Source organism: Qipengyuania flava, from assembly GCF_011762005.1.
Taxonomy (GTDB): domain Bacteria; phylum Pseudomonadota; class Alphaproteobacteria; order Sphingomonadales; family Sphingomonadaceae; genus Qipengyuania; species Qipengyuania flava.
In genome coordinates, this window is sequence record NZ_JAASQU010000001.1 from 323,098 (window position 1) to 339,138 (window position 16,041).

Sequence of the window (16,041 nt, forward strand, 5' to 3'; positions counted from 1 at the left end):
CGCTCTAGATATTTCAAGCCTCCGCAACTTTTGGAAAGCATGACCAAAAAGCGAAACATTGTCGTCAAAATCGGTTCGGCCCTCCTTGCCAACCTTGAACTCCTCACGCCGCGCTATGGCTTCCTCCAGCGCCTGCTCGAGGATATAGCCCAGCTTCGCGCCGAAGGGACGAACGTCATCCTGTGTTCGTCGGGCTCGGTCGCGCTGGGCTTGCGCATCATCGGTGAAACGCCCGAAAGCGCAGGAGTTTCCGACAAGCAGGCGGCTGCAGCCTGCGGCATGCCCTTGCTGCTAAACGCCTACAAGCAGGTGGGGCACGAATTCGGCTTCGATATCGCGCAGGTGCTGCTGACGCTGGGCGATTTCGAAGACCACCGGCGCTTCCTCAACACGCGCAATACGGTGCATCGCCTGCTCGAATCGAACGTGGTGCCGATCGTCAACGAGAACGACACCATCACCACCGAGGAAATCCGTGTCGGCGACAACGACCGGCTGGCGGCCAAGGTCGCGCAGATGGTCGGGGCGGACGATTTCGTCATCCTTACCGGGGTCGACGGGCTGTACGATCGCAATCCGGACGAGCCCGGGGCCAAGTTCATCGCCGAGGTCGAGGATGTCGGCATGTATATGGATGCGACCAAGGGCAAGAGCACGCTGGGCACCGGTGGGATGGAAACCAAGCTGCTCGCGGCGAACATGGCGCAGGAAGCGGGGGTCACCACATGGATCGCGCAAGGCGAGGTCGACCACCCGGTATCGAGCGTGCTCGACGGTTCGCGTCGTTCGACCAAGATCCTGCCGCATCCCAACCCGCTGTCGGGCTGGGACAGCTGGATCGCCAACCGCCTGCAAATGGCGGGGAGCCTGGTGATCTCGGATTCGCTGGCCGCCTCGCTCAGCGGAGATCGCCCGATCCGGCGCGAGGACGTGATCTCGATGACCGGCGATTTCACGCGCGGCGACGTGCTGCACATCTACGACAGCAAGGGTATCGAACGCGCCCGCGGGCTAAGCGACTTCACGTCGGAGGAATTGCGCGTGCTGACCAGCAACCCCGACACGCAGGCCGAACAATTGCTCGGCTACCGCACCAAGGGCGAGGTGGTCCGCAGCGCCAATTTGGTAATGCTCGAGAACCGTCACCTGCTGTGGGATGCGCCCGAGGAAATCGTCGGCCAGGTCTGACCGGACGCACGGGGCGAGCCGGGGCGGCCGCTGCGGCATGCCGACGCGCGGGGGACAGGGCGGCGAACTTCACTTGGCGTTCATCGGGACGCTGGCTATAGGCTGCTTCCCATGACGACCCAGACCCGTTCCGCAACCAAGCTCATCCTCGGCGCCGCGCTGGCGGGTGCGACTGTCCTCACTGCCGGCTGCGCCGGGCGCGACAATGGCCCGCGCGACACCGCCTATGTCGCGCGCGACGTGGAATCGCTCTACTGGGAAGCCAAGCGCCGGCTCGACAACGGCCAGGCCGAAATGGCTGCCGCGCTGTTCGACGAAGTCGAGCGCCAGCACCCCTATTCGCCCTGGGCGCGCCGTGCGCAGTTGATGGGTTCGTTCAGCTATTACGTTGCCAAGGATTACAACAAGGCAATCGCCGCATCACAGCGGTTCCTGCAGATCCACCCGGGCAACAAGGACGCGCCCTATGCCTTCTACCTGATCGCGCTCAGCTATTACGAGCAGATCAGCGACGTGCAGCGCGACCAGAAGATCACCGACCAGGCGCTGACCGCGCTTAACGAGATCAACCGCCGCTTCCCCAACAGCGACTATGCCGCCGACGCGCGGCTCAAGATCGACCTCGTGCGCGATCACCTCGCGGGCAAGGAGATGGAGATCGGGCGGCATTACGAACGCTCGGGCAAGTGGATCGCGGCGCAGATTCGCTTCCAGAACGTGGTCGACAATTACGAGACCACCAGCCACGCGCCCGAGGCGCTGTATCGGCTGACCGAGACCAGCCTTGCGCTGGGCATCCCCGCCGAAGCGGTGAAATACGCCGCAGTGCTCGGCGCGAACTATCCGGGCAGCGAGTGGTACGACAAGGCCTACGACCTCGTGCAGAAGCACGCCCCGGGCGCCAGCGCGGGCTGATCCTCAACCGGTGCCGACGCACGCGGCCGCCGAGTGCGAGGCGTGCCGCGGCACGGCGGGATCGCGCGAATCGCGCACCCGGTTACGGCCCTCGTTCTTGGCGCGATAGAGCGCGCGGTCGGCCTGGCCGTAGAGCGCTGTCCAGTCCTCGCCTGCCGTCACCCGCGCCTCGGCGACGCCGATGCTGGCGGTGATCGCTTCGCCATGCGGCATATCGGCGGCGGCGATTTCTCCCAGCAGTTGTAGCGCGATCGCCGGATCGAGCGCCTCGGTGCCCGCGAGCAGCGCGAATTCCTCGCCGCCGAGCCGCGCCGCACAGATTTCGCCCCGGGCGTGCGTGCGCAGCAGATGCGCGATCGCCTGCAGCACCGCGTCGCCGACATCGTGGCCGAAGCGGTCGTTGATCGTCTTGAAGCGGTCGATGTCGACCACCATCAGCCGCACCGCCGTGCCGCGCGCGGCGAAGCGTTCGAAACATTCGAGCAATGCGCGGCGATTGGCCAGCCCGGTCAGCGGGTCGCGGCGCGCCAGTTCGCCCGAACGGTGCCGCGCCTCGACGAGGCTGAGCAGCAGGCCCTGGTGACGCACCATCATCACCAGCTGAAACCCCGCCGCGATCAGGATGGTCAATGCGAGCACGCGGTCCATCAACTCGCCGGTTCCCAGCAGCACCATTGCCACCGGGCCCATCGTCACCAGCAGCACGGTCATTCCGACGCTGCGCACCGCCATCAGGCAATAGCCGGTAATCAGCGCGCCCAGCGACATGATGGCGGGGTAGTAGAGCCGTATCCCGACCGGCGCGCTGGCCCAGCTGGCGATGCACCAGATGCTCCCCACCGCGGCGGTCAGCAGGCAGATCTGCCACACCGAATCGATCACCGCGCGCGCTTCGCTTACGTCGGTGGCCTCGTCGATCGGCCGGCGGATGCGCACCAGCGCGGTCACGCTGAGTGCCAGCACTAGCAGCGGGGTGCCGTAGGCGATCACCGGCCCCGCGCCGGGACTCGCACCATAGATGCAGATGGGCAGGCTGAGTATGAAGCCGATGAACAGCAGCCGTGCCTGGCCGCGCATGTGGTCGGCGGTGAGCAAGGTGAATTCGTCGCGCAGATGCGCGGGAATATCGGGCCCCAGCAGCCCGGCGAAAAAGCGTCTCCCTGTCACGCAGAGCGGACTAATGCAGCATTTGCTAATTCGGCGTTTACAACGTCTCTTCTCAATGCCGCTTCGCACTTGTCGATTGCCGCGCAAGCCCTGCTGACTTGCCTTGCGCCAGCGGCTAGGAGGGAGGCCGCATGCTGACCCGCCTGTCCATTCGCAACATCGTGCTGATCGAGGCGCTCGACCTGACCTTCGGGCGCGGGCTGGGCGTACTCACGGGCGAAACCGGCGCGGGCAAGTCGATCCTGCTCGATGCGCTCGGCCTCGTGCTGGGCAATCGCGCCGACAGTGGGCTGGTCCGCGGCGGCGAGGACAAGGCCAGCGTGACCGCGAGCTTCGAATTCGCCGCGCTCCCGCTTGCGCTCGCCGAACGGCTCGACGATGCCGACATCGAGATCGAGGATGGCGAGCCGCTGATCGTGCGCCGCCAGCTCAGGGCCGACGGCAAGAGCAAGGCCTTCGTCAACGACCAGCCGGTCAGCGTCGGCCTGCTGCGCGAAATCGCGGGCTTCCTCGTCGAGCTGCACGGCCAGCACGACGATCGCGGGCTGGTCAACCCGCGCGGCCATCGCGCGTTGCTCGATCGCTTTGCCGGCGTCGACGGCGCGAAGCTGGCCGCGGCATGGACCGGCTGGCGCCGCGCGGAGGATGCGCTGGCCGAGGCACGGCTCGCGGTCGAGACTGCCAAGGCCGACCAGGACCTGCTGCTCGCGCATCTCGCCGAACTGACCGCGCTCGAACCGCAGGCGGGCGAGGAAGCGCGGCTCGCCGAAACACGCGCCGACATGCAGAAGGGCGAGAAGCTGTCGGGCGATCTGGAAGAATTGCGGCACCTGTGGGAAGGCTCGGATTCGCCGCTCGCATCGCTGCGCGTCGCCGCGCGCCGGCTCGACCGGATTGCCCCCGAGCACCCGCTGCTCGCCGAAGCGCTGGCGGCGCTCGACCGCGCGGTAATCGAAGCCGGCGAGGCCGAAGACAAGCTCGAGGCGGCCGCCGAGGCGCTGGTTCACGACCCCGCCGCGCTCGAAGCTGCCGAAACGCGGCTGTTCGAACTTCGCGCGCTGGCACGCAAGCATCGCTGCGAGGTCGACGAACTGCCCGAACTGATGCGCGACATGCGCAGCCGGCTCGAGAGCATCGAGGGCAGCGAGGCGCAGCTCGACGCGCTCGAAGCTGCGGCCAAGGATGCGGGCGCGCGCTATCGCAAGGAGGCGGGGGCGCTGCACGATGCGCGGTTGGCCGCCGCCGCGCGGCTCGACAAGGCGGTGGCGGGCGAGCTGGCGCCGCTGAAACTCGATGCCGCGCGTTTCCGCACTGCAGTCACGCAATTGCCCGAAGAGCGCTGGGGCGCCGCAGGCATGGATACGGTCGAATTCCTCATCGCTACCAATCCCGGCGCCGATTTCGCGCCGCTCGCGAAGATCGCCAGCGGCGGCGAACTGTCGCGCTTCATCCTCGCGCTCAAGGTCGCGCTGGCCGAGCAGGGCGGGGCGGCGACGGTGATTTTCGACGAGATCGACCGCGGTGTCGGCGGCGCGGTGGCCTCCGCGATCGGCGAACGGCTCGCGCGGCTCTCGGCCGACGGGCAATTGCTCGCAGTGACGCACAGCCCGCAGGTCGCCGCGCGCGGGCGCACGCACTACATGATCGCCAAGTCGAGCCAGGGCACGGTGACCAAGACCGGTGTGGTCCTGCTCGACGAGGCCGGCCGCCAGGAAGAGATCGCGCGGATGCTCAGCGGCGCCGAGGTCACCCCCGAGGCGCGGGCGCAGGCGGACCGGCTGCTGGAGGGGGTGTGATGTCCGCGCCAAAAGCCCCCTCTTCTTTAGAGGAGGGGGTTGGGGGTGGTGGCGTCTCGCCTGAGACGCTTCGAGCCAGAGCCGCAGAATTGCGCCGCGACATGCCCGAACCCGAACGGCGGTTGTGGAACGAGTTGCGCGGCAGCCGCCTGTCCGGTTTCAAATTCAGGCGGCAAGTGGTTATCGGGCACCGGATCGTCGATTTCTTCTGTCCCGCAAAGGGCTTGGTGATCGAGGTGGACGGCGATACCCATGATCCCGTGGCCGATGCTGATCGCGATCTGGCGATGCGTCGGGACCTCGGGTTTACGACGCTGCGTTTCACCAATCATCAGGTCATGCGCAATCTGGGCGGGGTGCTGGAGAAGTTGACATGCGTGCTTGAGGACGCTGTGGATCGTTGGCCGAAAGGTCGCGAACACCACCCCCAAACCCCCTCCTCTAAAGAAGAGGGGGCTTAGAGTGCCGACCGACATCATCGAGGCGGAGGCCGCGAATGAACTGATGCGGCTGGCGAAGCAGATCGCACATCACGACCAAGTGTCAGAGGCAATCTAGTCCTCGCGCTCGCCGAGATTGGTGTCGAGGAACGCTAATATCCTGGGCCACTGATCCGCGCGCGCGGCCATGTCGGCCTCGGCGGTGCCGCCCATCTGTCCCAGATAGCGTTTGTCGCCCTCGTCGAGATCGCTTGCGGGACCAAAGCCCCAGTGGCCGGCATCCTCGTATGCCAGCAATTCGACCTCGGGCGCGCCCGCAGTTTTGGCGCGATCGCGCAGGTTGCCGCCCATGTCGCAGCCCGGCCAGAGATTGTCCTGCTCGCCGCAGACCAGCATCACCGGCGCGTCGATGGCCTCGATCGCGATCAGCGCTCTCGAATTGCCGTCCGCCGCAGCACGGCTCTCCTCGAACATGCCCAGCATGGTTGCCCCGGTAATCCATTCGTACCAGGCGGGCATGTCGTAGCGCACGTAGGGGACGGGCTTGCCGCCCACGCTCCACGACGATTGCAGCTTCGAGACGTCGACCGGATCGAAGGAGAAGCCCTGCCATACCACGTCGCTCGGCATTGCTGCGATCACCGCGCCGATCCGCTGGTCGCGGCTGGCGAGCAGCAAGGCGCCTTCGGCACCCTTCGAATGGCCGATGACCGCCACCGGGCCTGCGGCGATGTCGGGACGCGCGGCGAGCCAGTCGAGCGCGGCATCGAAGATTTCGAGCGGGACCATGTCGAACGCCCGGTTCGCCTCGCTAGTCGCGGTGTAGCCGGGGTAAAGTACCGAATAGCCTTCCGCAGCCAGCTGGCGCGCGAAGACGTTGCGGCTTTCCTTCAGCCCGCCTTCCGACCCGCCGAGCAGCAGGATCGCCGGACGCGGTCTGTCGCCCGATCCGGGGAAGAAATTGGCCGGCGTGTCGCCCAGCATCACGCGTTCGCCGCCGGTGCCGGCTTCGGCGACCACGATCGGGCGGGGTTCGCGGTTGAACCACATGAATGCACCGATACCGACGATCGCCAGCACGATCACCAGGCACCCGATCCCCACTTTGCCGCGTGTACGCATTCCCGTTCCCCTGTTCCCCCGAAAGCCAATGTGTAATGGCTTCGAGCCGAGAGCAAGCAATACGCGGCGATTCTTCGATGAACAGCGACACAATCCCCTCCGAGGCAGAAGCCGCCAACGAATTGATGCGGCTGGCGCGGCAGATCGCAAAGCACGACCGGCTTTATCATGCCGAGGACGCGCCCGAGATCACCGACCAGGAATATGACGCGCTGGTGCGGCGCAATGCCGAACTTGAGGCAGCGTTTCCGCATCTGGTGCGTGAGGATTCGCCCAGCCGCAAGGTCGGCCACACCGCCACCACCTCGCCGCTTTCCAAGGTGACGCACGAGGTCCGGATGATGAGCCTCGACAATGCCTTCAATGCGGAGGAGGTCGAAGAATGGGTCGCCCGCGTGCGGCGGTTCCTGTCGTTGTCCGATGGCGATCCTGTGGTGTTTACGGCCGAGGACAAGATCGACGGCCTGTCCTGCTCGCTGCGTTATGAGAAGGGCAAGCTGGTGCGCGCGGCGACGCGCGGCGACGGGCAGGTGGGCGAGGACGTTACCGCCAATGTCGCGCATATTGCCGATATCCCGCAGCAGCTTGCCGGCGATGCGCCCGAGGTGTTCGAGATCCGCGGCGAGGTCTATATGGCGCGCGCCGATTTCGAGGCGCTCAACACGCGGTTGATGGATGACGCGCGCGTCGCGGCGGAGGAAAAGGGCGAGGAATTCGACCCGGGCAAGGTCCGCCAGTTCGCCAATCCGCGCAATGCGGCGGCGGGATCGCTGCGGCAGAAGGACGCCGAGGTCACCGCGCAGCGCCCGCTCAAGTTCTGGGCGCATGGCTGGGGCGCGGCTTCCGATGTGCCGGGCGAGACGCAGGAAGAGGTGGTCCGCGTGATCGAGCGCTGGGGCGTGCCCGTCTCGCCGCTGTTCGCGCGGTTCGACGACGCCGCAGCAATCCTCGCGCATTACGAGACCATCGCCGCGGCGCGGCCCGACCTGCCCTATGAAATCGATGGCGTGGTCTACAAGGTCGACCGGCTCGACTACCAGCAGCGGCTGGGCTTTGTCGCCAAGGCGCCGCGCTGGGCGCTGGCGCACAAGTTCCCCGCCGAACAGGCCGAGACCACGCTCGAGAGCATCGATATCCAGGTCGGTCGAACGGGCAAGCTGACCCCCGTCGGCCGGCTCGCCCCGGTCCTCGTCGGCGGTGTGACGGTGACCAATGTCACACTGCACAATCGCGACGAGATCGAACGGCTGGGCGTGCGTCCGGGCGACCGCGTGGTGGTCCAGCGCGCGGGCGATGTTATTCCACAGCTTGTGGATAACCTCACCCCCGAGGCCGAGCGCGAGGCTTTCCACTTCCCCGATCATTGCCCCGAATGCGGCAGCGAGGCGGTGGCCGAGGAGGGCGAGGTCGACGTGCGCTGCACAGGCGGTCTTATCTGTCCCGCGCAACGCACGGAAAGACTTAAGCATTTCGTCAGTCGCGGGGCGCTTGACATCGATGGCCTGGGCGAGAAGACGATCGACCAGTTCTTTGCGCTTGGCTGGCTCGAAAGCCCCGCCGACATCTTCCGTCTGAAGCAGCGGCGCGCGGATATTCTTGCGCTCGACGGGTGGAAGGAACGCTCTGTGGACAACCTGTTGGAATCCGTGGAAGCGCGCCGTGAACCCGATGCCGCGCGGCTGCTGTTCGGGCTGGGGATCCGCCATGTCGGCGCGGTCACCGCGCGCGATCTGATGAAGGGCTTGGGCGATATTCGCCAGCTGCCTCGGAAGGCTGCCGAATTCCGCACCTACTGCCTCGAGCACCCGCGCGCCGAGGGCGAGAAGGAAAGCCCGTTCAACACGCGCATGGTCGAAGCGGTGAAGCGCATCTTCGAGGTCCGCACCGACGGGATCGGCACTGCGGTGGGCCAGGCGCTGGCCGATTTCTTCCACGAGGAGCACAACCGCAGCGTGTGGGACGATCTGATCGGCGCGGCACCGGGCGAGGGAGTGGTCGAACCGCAGCGCTACGAAGTCGAGACGCGTGACAGCCCGGTCAGCGGCAAGACGGTGGTGTTCACCGGCAAGCTCGAGACGATGAGCCGCGACGAGGCCAAGGCGCAGGCCGAACGGCTGGGCGCCAAGGCCAGCGGCTCGGTCAGCGCCAAGACCGATCTGCTGGTCGCGGGGCCGGGTGCGGGCAGCAAGCTGAAGAAGGCCGCCGAACTCGGGATCGAGGTGGTGGACGAGGCCGGCTGGGCGGAAATCGTCAAGGCGGCCGGCTGACATGCTCGAACAGACGCACGAACAGGCGCTGCGGATCGCACAGCTGCTGCGCGAGCGCGGCGAAAAGGTCGCGGTGGCCGATGGCGCTACCGGCGGGCTGATCGCGGCCTCGCTGCTGACCGTGCCCGGCGCGCTCGACTTTTTCGTTGGAAGCGGAGTGGTCTATTCCTTCCGCGCGCGCGACGTTTTGTTCGATCTCCCGCGCGAAGCCTATGCCGGAATGCGCGGGGCAAGCGAGGATTATGCGCTGCTGCAGGCAGGCGCGATCCGCGACAATTTCGGCGCGCAATGGGGCATCGCCGAAAGCGGTTCGGTCGGCGGGTCGAGCCACCCAAGCGGCGCGCCTGCGGGGCGCAGCTGTGCGGCAGTAGCGGGGCCCGGCGGCTTCGAATTCGTCCGGGTAACCGAGACCGGCAGCGATGAGCGGATCGCCAATATGGAAGCCTTTACGCGCGCCGCGCTGCAGACGCTGGAAAACGCGCTGCGCGGCTGATTAGCCGCTTGGCATGATGTGGATCTCGCGCACATCCGCGCTGCGCGGCTGCGACAGCGCGAAGACCACCGCATTGGCGACATCGCCGGGCTGGATCTTGTCGGGCTTGGGCTCGTCGAAGAAGGGCGTGTCGACCATTCCCGGGGTGATCAGCGTGCAGCGGCCACCCCATTCGCGCATTTCCTCCGCCAGATTGCCCGCGAGCCCCTGCACGAACCATTTGGTCGCGCCGTAGACCGAACCCTTCATGTGATCGCGCCCGGCCTTCGAGCCGGTGACCACGAAATGTCCCTTCGTCTTGCGCAGATGCGGCAGCGTGGCATGCGCGGTGGTGAGCACGGCGAGCACGTTGAGATGGATCATCGCGTGCCAGTCGTCGGGATCGCCCTGCTCGATGCCGGGGCTGGAGGAACCCTTGCCCGCATTGGCATAGACCGCGTCGAGGCCGCCGAAACGCTCGACCGTCTTGCCGACCGCGTCGCTAAGCTGGTCGCGTTCGGTGATGTCGCAGGGCAGGGCCAGCGCGGCGTCGCCCAGTTCGGCGGCCAGCTGTTCGAGCGCGTCCCGCGAGCGGGCGAGCAATGCCACCTGCCATCCGGCTTTCACGGCAGCGCGGGCGGTGGCGGCGCCGATGCCGCTCGAGGCACCGGTGATGAGGAGGGTCTGGGTCATGATTGGTCCTTGTCTGTCCTTGCCCCGTCACAGCGCGTCGGCGCAGGCGAAGTTCCGCGTGCGGTCATGTCGATCCTGTCCTCGCATCGCGCGCCTCAACGGGTTATGCAGGGACCACAGGGGCTTGGCAGGGGGATACGCCATGATCGGGAGCAATCTGAGCCGCCGCGAGCGCGCGGCCGACGCACGCGCCATCGGGACCGAGGGAAAACGCTGGATCCGTTCGTGGATCAACGTCTTCCGTTGCGAGACCGAGGCACGCATTCCGCAGGACGAGGCGGCGCTGCAACGGCTGGTGTGCGAGGGACGCTACAGCTGCGTGGGGCAGTCGCATTCCTACAATGGCGTGCAGGTAGTGCCCGGTGTCACCGCGATGCTGATGCGCGAGGGCGGGTTGAAGACGCTCGCCTACGACCCTGCCAGCGAGACGGTGCGCGTGGGCGCCTCGGTCTCGGTACGCGAGCTCAAGCTGTTCCTGCGCGACGGGCGCGGCCGCGGGCTGCTCAATTCGGGCAATTACATGGAACAGTCGGTCATCGGCGCGCTGGCGACGGGGACGCACGGCTTCGGCCCGCGCGCGGTCATGGCCGACAGCGTGGTCGAGCTGACCTTTCTCGACGGCGCGGGCCGGCGCGTCACGCTGCGGCGTGGCGATCCCGATTTCGCGCATGTCGCGCTGTCTTTCGGCACAATCGCGCCGATCATCGAACTGGTGCTCGAGACCAAGCCGCTCGAACCCTACGTCTCGGTCAGCTCGATGAGCCGCCTGTCCAAGCTGGCCGAGCTTAAGCAGGGCGCGATCGCGGCCAACTGGGCGGTGATGCCCTATACCGACCCCGAAGACCCGGTGATCATGCTGCATGCGCTGGCCGAATGCGACAAGGGAGTGGAACCGACCGCGCATCCCGAGGCGAAGGGCGGCGGCGGGCATTTCGCCAAGTGGTTTCTCAAGCATTACTACAATTTCGACCGCTTCCTGCCGTGGTTTCGCCGGCCGATGCAGCGCTTCATCGACTGGCTCGACCTCAAGCAGAGCGAGCGCGTGGTGACCGACCCGCAGGATCTCGATTATCTCTACGACCCCAAGCCAGGGCTGAAGGAAAACCGCGCGCCGAGCATCACCCGCGGGCTCTTCTCGACCACCTATACGGGGTACAATCTCGCCTTTTTCGTACCGGTCGAGAAGGCCCCTGCGGTGGTAAAATTCATCATCCGCGAGGCCGATGCGCTGCGCGATCTGGGCTTTTACCTGAAAGGCATCATCTCGGTGCGCGAACTGCCCGGCACCGCCGGGCCGGTCTTCGCCGCGAATGCGCGCCAGCCGATGGCGGCGATCGACCTGTTCGCCGATCCGCGCGACTATGCCTGGCTCGAACGGTTGCAGCGTCTCGTGATGCATTACGAACCCGACACGCGGCCGCATTTCGGCAAGAGCGCGCTGGGTCCCGATTTCCGCGCAGCGCTGAACAGCGACGGGCAGGACCATCTCGAACAGCTGATGGACATTTACACGCGGCATTTCCCGCAGGGGAACCTGATGTTCTCCGAGCGCGTGCGCGCGATGCTCGATGTCGGGCAGCCGCTGGCGGGCGAGAGCGCGGCGGATGCGGGCCTCGCCTGACAGCGCCTGCGGAACCGGCGCGACGCAGCGCGTTGATAGCATGTGTCGCACCCGTTCCGCTTCCTCCTCCTGGTGTTACCCGTCCTGTTGCTCGCGCTGCTCACCGTCTGGCTTCCGCGATTGGGTGACAGCGCACGCGACCCGCTGGTCGAACAGGCAAACGAGGCGGTCGAAGCCGCGCCGCTGACGCCGGAGCAACGGGCACTCGATCAAGCGGTCAGCCGGATCGGTGGGACCTTCGACGGTCATGTCGGCATCGCGGTGCGTGATATCGAGGGCGGACGCACGCTGCATTTCAACGGGCTCGAGCTGTTCCCGCAGCAAAGCGTGAGCAAGCTATGGGTGGCGATGACCGCGCTCGACGAGGTTGACGCGGGGCGGCTCGACCTATCCGAAATGGTCGCGATCCGCACCGCCGACCTGACCGTGTTCCACCAGCCTATCCGCGACATCGTGCGCCGTGACGGCAGTTTCTCCAGCGACTATGCCGAGCTGATCGAGCGCGCGATTACCGAGAGCGACAACACCGCCAACGACCGCCTGCTACGGCGGGTGGGCGGCGCCGAGGCGGTGCAGGACTTTCTCGACACGCACGGGCTGGCAAGCATCCGTTTCGGGACCGACGAACGCAGCAAGCAGAGCGCGATAGCGGGTCTCGAATGGCGCCAGTCCTATGCGCAGGGCCCCGCCTTCTTCGACGCGCGCGACCGCGTGGACGAGGCCGCACGGCGCGAGGCCTTCGAAAGCTACCTGGCGGACCCGATCGACGGGGCACCCCCGGTTGCGCTGGTCGAGGCGCTGGCGCGGTTGCAGCGCGGTGAATTGCTGTCAGCGGGATCGACCGGCCTGCTGCTGGGCACGCTGGCGCGAACCAAGAGCGGGCCGCAAAGGCTCAAGGCGGGCGCGCCGGAGGACTGGATCGTACGCCACAAGACGGGCACCGGGCAGTTTTTCGACGGCGAGCAATCGGGCTACAACGATATCGGCCTGTTCACCGCGCCGAGCGGGCGCAGCTATGCGATAGCGGTGATGATCGCACGGACCCGCGAGCCCACGCCGGTGCGGATGGAGATGATGCAGCAGGTGGTGCGCGCAGTGGCACGCTACGAGGCGATGCGCGCTCCCGTACCTGCATCCCGGCCGGATGCAGCGATCGACTGACTGTCGAGGCCGGGCTCCGGCACCCATTTCATCACGCCCCCTGCCAGCGGGGTCCAGCGGCCCATGGCGATGCCAGCATGGGCGAGGGTATCGCCGACCCACTGGTTGCAGGTGTTGGCCAGCGTGTAGCGGCCGAGCGCGTCGTAATTGCGCGCACCCGGTTCGAAACTCCGGTAGGTTCGCCGCGTTTCTTCCGGCGCGAGCGGGGGGAGGGCGGCTTCGATCCGCTCGACCAGCCGCGCATATTCGGCCGGGCGCAGTCGCAAGGGGCGGTGATATACGGATGATGCGGGACGCACGTAGTGGCCCACGCGCATCAACCCGTCACCGCCTTGCAGCGCGATGCGCAGTGCGGTGCGCGCTTCCAGATCGGCCCAGGTCGGCGTGTTCAGGAAAACCTCTTTCTCACCCCAGCCGATCGCGACATGAGTCGGCATTTGCCCGTCGGCCCGTGGTCGACCGGCGGAAGGGAAAGTCTCGCGCCAGTCCTTGACCCGGGTGTTCACGGGCATGACGATGCCGGTGTGGATGCCATTGGTTTCGACCATGATGGTGATACCCGCGGCGGGGGGTGTCCAGTCGGCGTTGCGCGGCAGGCTGCTGCCGATCCACGCGGCGAGCAGGAACAACGCAAGGGCGGCAGGCGGCAGCGCGACCAGCGCGGACAGCCAGCGCCGCCAGCGGATCACCGCACGCGGCTCTTGCGCAGCCACAGGATCGACCAATCGCCGTTGATCAGTCGTCGCGAGAGCCGGAAACCGAGTGCGCGGTAGGCGCGGCGTACGCGCGGCTCCTGCGTCTCGAGCAGCCCCGCCAGCAACAAATTGCCCCCCGGTGCGATGGCCTGCGCGAAGGACGGGGCCAGTTCGACCAGCGGCCCGGCAAGGATGTTGGCGATGAACAGGTCATAGGGGCCGCGCAACCGCAGGAGCGGGGCCTCCATCCCATCGGCAATAACCATGGTCAGTTCGCCCGGACCGTCGCCCTCGGGCACGAAATTGCCCACCATATTGTCTCGCACCACGCCTGCGCAGACCGGGTCGATATCCGAAGCGGTGGCGCGTGCATGCGGCCACAGTTCCATTGCGGCAAAGGCGAGCAGGCCGGTGCCCGTCCCGACATCGATGTGGTTGCGCGACACCACGCCTTCGCGCTTCATCAGGTCGAGCATCGCGAGGCAACCCGCGGTGGTCTCGTGCTGCCCGGTCCCGAAGGCCTGACTGGCGGGGATTACGAAATCGACCAGTTCGGGGTCGGGCTGGTGGTCGGGCGTGCGGACGTGGAACCGTCCCGCGCGGATCGGGTCGACGCCTTTCTGGCTTTCGGTGACCCAGTCGGTCTCGGGCAGTTTCTCGACGGTGAATTCCGGCGGCCCGTCCTCGAACAGCGCGGCGACCCGCGCCATTTCCTTTTCACTGGGTCGGTGATCGAGATAGACCTCGAAGGTCCATTCGTCGGGCAGGTGGTCGGCCACCTCCATCCCGGTGATTACCCAGTCCGCCGGCCAGTCGAGCGCGTCTTCATGCGCGACGAGCGCGGCCTTGGCGACGGGCTTCGAAACCTCGGCATAGATCTTCCAGGCGTCAGTCACCCGCTTCCTCCACCAGCCGCGCGTCGAGCCGCGCTTCGACCGCATCGGCATAGTCCACGCAGCTCATGCCCCCGACCATCGATCCCGCAGCGGCGCGTGTCACCATGTCGCTGGCCGAGGGATGCGGGGTGAGCAGGATGTCGCAATCGACCGCACGGAGCTTTTCGAGGCCGGCACGGAAGCCCTCGAGGTACTCGGGGTGGTCGCCGAAGCGATAGCCTTTGCGGCTGATCGGCGAAAGCGAATCGGCATAGACTATCGAAAGGCAATCACCTGCCTCATCGCAGGATTGCCATGCCCAGCTCAACGCCCCCGGCGTGTGCCCCGGGGTCGCGATCGCGGTAAGCGTCGCGCTTTCGCTGCGCACGGTTTCACCGTCGCGCACGATGACATCGACCGGCACCGGCTCCATCGCATCGTGCAGGCCGTGCTGGGGATCGGCGGGGTCGTCTTCGCCGGTACGCAGGACCGGCGCGGCCTGCGGCGAGGCAACGACATGGGCGCCGCTTTCCCGCCTGACCAGCGCGTGCCCACCGGTGTGGTCGAAATGTTCGTGGCTGTGCAGCAGGCTGGCGATCTCGTTGGGACGGAAGCCGAGCTTGCCGACGTTGTCGAGCACCACATCCGCGCCCGCCTCGGTCCCGCTATCGATCAGGATATGGCCGCCGTCGCCCGCGACGAGGATCGCGGCGATGCCGCAAGTGCCCACGTAATAGGTCGATCCGTGGATGCGGTAGGGCGGGGCGGGTTTGTCCCATTCGTCCCAGTCGGTGCATTGCTGCGCCCATTGCTGCGGCGTGACGATTTCGCGCGGGGGCAGTGGATCGGGCGTCTGGATCGGCGGGGCGCAAGCCGCAAGGGCCAGCGGCAGCGTCAGCGCGGGCAGGCATCTAGCGGACATAGCTGGCTCCATTGGCGTCGAGCGTGGCGCCGGTCATGCTGGCGGGGGCATCGAGCGCGCAGAATTCGACGAGCCGTGCAATTTCTTCGGGTTCGGCCACGCGGCCGAGCGGAATGTCCGCCAGCAGGCCCGGCCCGCCGCGGCTTTCGAGATAGTCGCCCGCCATCGACGTGTCGGTAAAGCCGGGCGTGATCGCGAAGCTGAGGATTCCGTCCTTCGCATATTGGCGGGCGATGGTCTTGTGCATCGCCAGCATTCCGCCCTTGCTCGCGGCGTAATGCCAGTGGGCGGGCGAATCCCCGCGGTGCCCCGCGCGGCTCGCGACATGAACGATGCGGCCGGGCACGCCCCGTGCCTGCCAGTGGCGCACCGCGAAGCGGCTGAGCTGTGCAGCGGCGGTCAGGTTGATCCGCAGCGTGTCTTCCCAGGCATCGAGCCAGCCGATGTCCGACCGGTCGATCGGATTGGGATCGAACAGGCCGGCATTGTTGACCAGCACGTCGATCGCGCCGCCCGCGCGCGCTAGCGCGGCCTGCCACAATTCCTGCGGCGCACCCGGTTCGCAGAAATCGGCGGGCACGGTGTCGACCGATTCGCTGCGCGTCGCCTGGCCCACGACGCGGGCCCCGCGCGCCTCCAGCGCGGCCTTGGCCGCGGCGCCGATGCCACGGCTGGAGCCGGTGAGAAGAATGCATGTCATGCAAAGC

Annotated in this window: 15 protein-coding genes; 8 read left to right on the plus strand and 7 right to left on the minus strand. The window is 66.9% G+C overall.

Features of this window, described 5'->3' with window-relative positions:
- The first annotated feature begins 39 nt into the window (after positions 1–39).
- The gene (gene proB / locus FHS69_RS01620; protein ID WP_067466218.1) at positions 40–1,188 is read left to right on the plus strand and encodes a glutamate 5-kinase; all 1,149 of its coding nucleotides are present in this window, start codon (positions 40–42) and stop codon (positions 1,186–1,188) included.
- 111 nt (positions 1,189–1,299) lie between these two features.
- Positions 1,300–2,103: an outer membrane protein assembly factor BamD gene (locus tag FHS69_RS01625; RefSeq protein WP_067466221.1), complete on the plus strand. Its 804-nt coding sequence runs from the start codon at positions 1,300–1,302 to the stop codon at positions 2,101–2,103.
- A gap of 3 nt (positions 2,104–2,106) precedes the next feature.
- On the opposite strand, the gene FHS69_RS13940 is transcribed toward FHS69_RS01625, so the two are convergent.
- Positions 2,107–3,270 carry a diguanylate cyclase gene (locus tag FHS69_RS13940; RefSeq protein ID WP_166776030.1) on the minus strand — a complete coding sequence of 388 codons (1,164 nt, stop codon included), beginning with the start codon at positions 3,268–3,270 and terminating at the stop codon, positions 2,107–2,109.
- Between the two features lie 131 nt (positions 3,271–3,401).
- On the opposite strand from FHS69_RS13940, the gene recN reads away from it, so the two are divergent.
- Together recN and FHS69_RS01640 are read left to right on the plus strand one after the other, a co-directional pair.
- Positions 3,402–5,066: a DNA repair protein RecN gene (gene recN / locus FHS69_RS01635; protein WP_166776032.1), complete on the plus strand. Its 1,665-nt coding sequence runs from the start codon at positions 3,402–3,404 to the stop codon at positions 5,064–5,066.
- A gap of 101 nt (positions 5,067–5,167) precedes the next feature.
- Positions 5,168–5,527: an endonuclease domain-containing protein gene (locus tag FHS69_RS01640; RefSeq protein WP_243844501.1), complete on the plus strand. Its 360-nt coding sequence runs from the start codon at positions 5,168–5,170 to the stop codon at positions 5,525–5,527.
- A gap of 93 nt (positions 5,528–5,620) precedes the next feature.
- On the opposite strand, the gene FHS69_RS01645 is transcribed toward FHS69_RS01640, so the two are convergent.
- Entirely contained in the window at positions 5,621–6,628 is a 1,008-nt protein-coding gene (locus FHS69_RS01645; protein WP_166776037.1) for an acyl-CoA thioester hydrolase/BAAT C-terminal domain-containing protein, read from the minus strand.
- Positions 6,629–6,705: 77 nt separating this feature from the next.
- Here FHS69_RS01645 and ligA point away from each other — a divergent pair, with 77 nt between their 5' ends.
- Positions 6,706–8,895, plus strand: a complete 2,190-nt coding sequence (gene ligA, locus FHS69_RS01650) for an NAD-dependent DNA ligase LigA (protein ID WP_166776038.1) — start codon at positions 6,706–6,708, stop codon at positions 8,893–8,895.
- Between the two features lies 1 nt (position 8,896).
- On the plus strand, positions 8,897–9,388 hold the full coding sequence (locus FHS69_RS01655; protein ID WP_166776041.1) for a CinA family protein: 492 nt from the start codon (positions 8,897–8,899) through the stop codon (positions 9,386–9,388).
- Here FHS69_RS01655 and FHS69_RS01660 read toward each other — a convergent pair whose 3' ends face one another.
- On the minus strand, positions 9,389–10,060 hold the full coding sequence (locus FHS69_RS01660) for an SDR family oxidoreductase (protein ID WP_166776043.1): 672 nt from the start codon (positions 10,058–10,060) through the stop codon (positions 9,389–9,391).
- Between the two features lie 142 nt (positions 10,061–10,202).
- Between FHS69_RS01660 and FHS69_RS01665 the strand changes: the two genes are divergently transcribed.
- On the plus strand, positions 10,203–11,681 hold the full coding sequence (locus FHS69_RS01665) for an FAD-binding protein (RefSeq protein ID WP_166776046.1): 1,479 nt from the start codon (positions 10,203–10,205) through the stop codon (positions 11,679–11,681).
- Positions 11,682–11,753: 72 nt separating this feature from the next.
- Positions 11,754–12,842, plus strand: coding sequence for a serine hydrolase (locus FHS69_RS01670; protein ID WP_341801646.1), 1,089 nt, complete (start codon positions 11,754–11,756; stop codon positions 12,840–12,842).
- Here FHS69_RS01670 and FHS69_RS01675 read toward each other — a convergent pair.
- Genes FHS69_RS01675 through FHS69_RS01690 form a run of 4 tightly spaced genes read right to left on the minus strand, consistent with a single transcriptional unit; the run spans position 12,785 to position 16,034 of the window.
- Entirely contained in the window at positions 12,785–13,555 is a 771-nt protein-coding gene (locus FHS69_RS01675) for a DUF2459 domain-containing protein (RefSeq protein ID WP_341801647.1), read from the minus strand. The two genes, FHS69_RS01670 and FHS69_RS01675, sit on opposite strands and share 58 nt — an antisense overlap.
- Positions 13,528–14,433 carry a 50S ribosomal protein L11 methyltransferase gene (locus tag FHS69_RS01680; protein WP_425128213.1) on the minus strand — a complete coding sequence of 302 codons (906 nt, stop codon included), beginning with the start codon at positions 14,431–14,433 and terminating at the stop codon, positions 13,528–13,530. Before FHS69_RS01680 ends, FHS69_RS01675 begins: the two co-directional genes overlap by 28 nt.
- Positions 14,426–15,334, minus strand: coding sequence for a subclass B3 metallo-beta-lactamase EFM-1 (locus FHS69_RS01685; RefSeq protein ID WP_122630822.1), 909 nt, complete (start codon positions 15,332–15,334; stop codon positions 14,426–14,428). Before FHS69_RS01685 ends, FHS69_RS01680 begins: the two co-directional genes overlap by 8 nt.
- On the minus strand, positions 15,324–16,034 hold the full coding sequence (locus FHS69_RS01690; protein ID WP_067466237.1) for an SDR family NAD(P)-dependent oxidoreductase: 711 nt from the start codon (positions 16,032–16,034) through the stop codon (positions 15,324–15,326). Before FHS69_RS01690 ends, FHS69_RS01685 begins: the two co-directional genes overlap by 11 nt.
- Positions 16,035–16,041 lie beyond the last annotated feature (7 nt).